Source organism: Synechococcus sp. B60.1 (assembly GCF_047462555.1).
Taxonomy (GTDB): Bacteria; Cyanobacteriota; Cyanobacteriia; order Thermostichales; family Thermostichaceae; genus Thermostichus.
This window is the reverse complement of the sequence record NZ_JANSJN010000092.1, coordinates 1-1272: the sequence shown is the minus strand read 5'-3', so window position 1 is coordinate 1272 and position 1272 is coordinate 1. Positions and strand designations below refer to the sequence as shown.

The window sequence follows — 1272 nt, the reverse complement described above, 5'->3', positions numbered from 1 at the left end:
ACCCCTTCAAAGCGGCGGTAGTAGCCCCGGCTCCCCTGGGGGGATTCCGCCTCAACGTAGATCTCCTGGTCGCTGCCGTAGAGGAGGAGCTGCTGCTGCTCGGGGGTAAGGTCGCACCAGCGGCTGCTGAGCTCAAAGCCAAAGGCCTTAGCAGCCCCCGCCAGTAGGGCCAGATAGTAGGGGTTCTCCCGCTCCGCCCAGGGGGCAATGGCCGCATAGAGGGGGAGCTTGGGATCCGGCACGATCCGGTCGGGGTCGAAGATGGGTTCAAAGCCCAGGCCGTGACAGACGGGACAGGCGCCGATGGGGGAGTTAAAGGAAAATAGCCGCGGCGACAGCTCGCCCAGCACGGAGCCGTGTTCGGGGCAGGCAAATTGTTCCGAAAAGATCAGCTCCGTTGGCTTGCCGTTGAGGTACTGCCCCGCCACCTCGGCTACTTTTTGCAGCAGGTGTTCCCGTTCGTCTTCACGGGGCAAGAGCTCCACCACCGCCAGTCCCCCCGACTGGCGCAGACAGGTGGTCAGGGAATCGGCCAGCCGCTCTGCCATGTTGGGGCCCTTAACCAGCCGATCCACCACCACCTCAATGGTGTGGGCCTTGGTTTTGGCCAACTCAATTTCCTCGCTGAGATCCCGCACCTGGCCGTCGATGCGCACCCGCACAAACCCCTGCTGGCGCAGGCTTTGCAAGAGCGCTGCGTGGGTGCCCTTTTTTCCCCTCACCACGGGCGCAAGCAACTGAAAGCGCGTCCGCTCCGGCAGGGCCAGGATCTGGTCCACCATTTGATCCACCGTCTGGGGGGCAATCACCCGGTCACAATGGGGGCAGTGGGGGATCCCGGCCCGCCCATACAGCAGCCGCAGGTAGTCGTAGATTTCGGTCACGGTGCCAACCGTGGAGCGGGGGTTGTGGCTGGTGGACTTTTGGTCGATGGCAATGGCTGGGCTCAAGCCCTCGATGCGGTCTACATCCGGTTTGTCCAGTTGCCCCAGAAATTGCCGCGCATAGGCGCTGAGGGACTCCACGTAGCGCCGCTGCCCCTCGGCAAAGATGGTGTCGAAGGCCAGAGAAGATTTTCCAGACCCGGAGACGCCGGTAAACACCACCAGGCGATTGCGCGGGATCCGCAGCTCGAGGTTTTTGAGGTTGTGCTGCCGCGCCCCCACCACATGGATTTCGTTTTGGCCGGACATCTCATCCCCTCTGTGTGCAGCGTGGGTGGAGACTCTGCCCAAAATTGGCGAGTCGAAAAACAACAAAAGTTAAGGAACA

The 1272-nt window shown here is 62.3% G+C and carries 1 pseudogene; it reads right to left on the bottom strand.

Annotated features, from left to right (window positions below):
* Positions 1-1193 (bottom strand): annotated as a pseudogene (locus tag NW863_RS10280) (excinuclease ABC subunit A); the annotation flags it as partial.
* Positions 1194-1272: the final 79 nt, after the last annotated feature.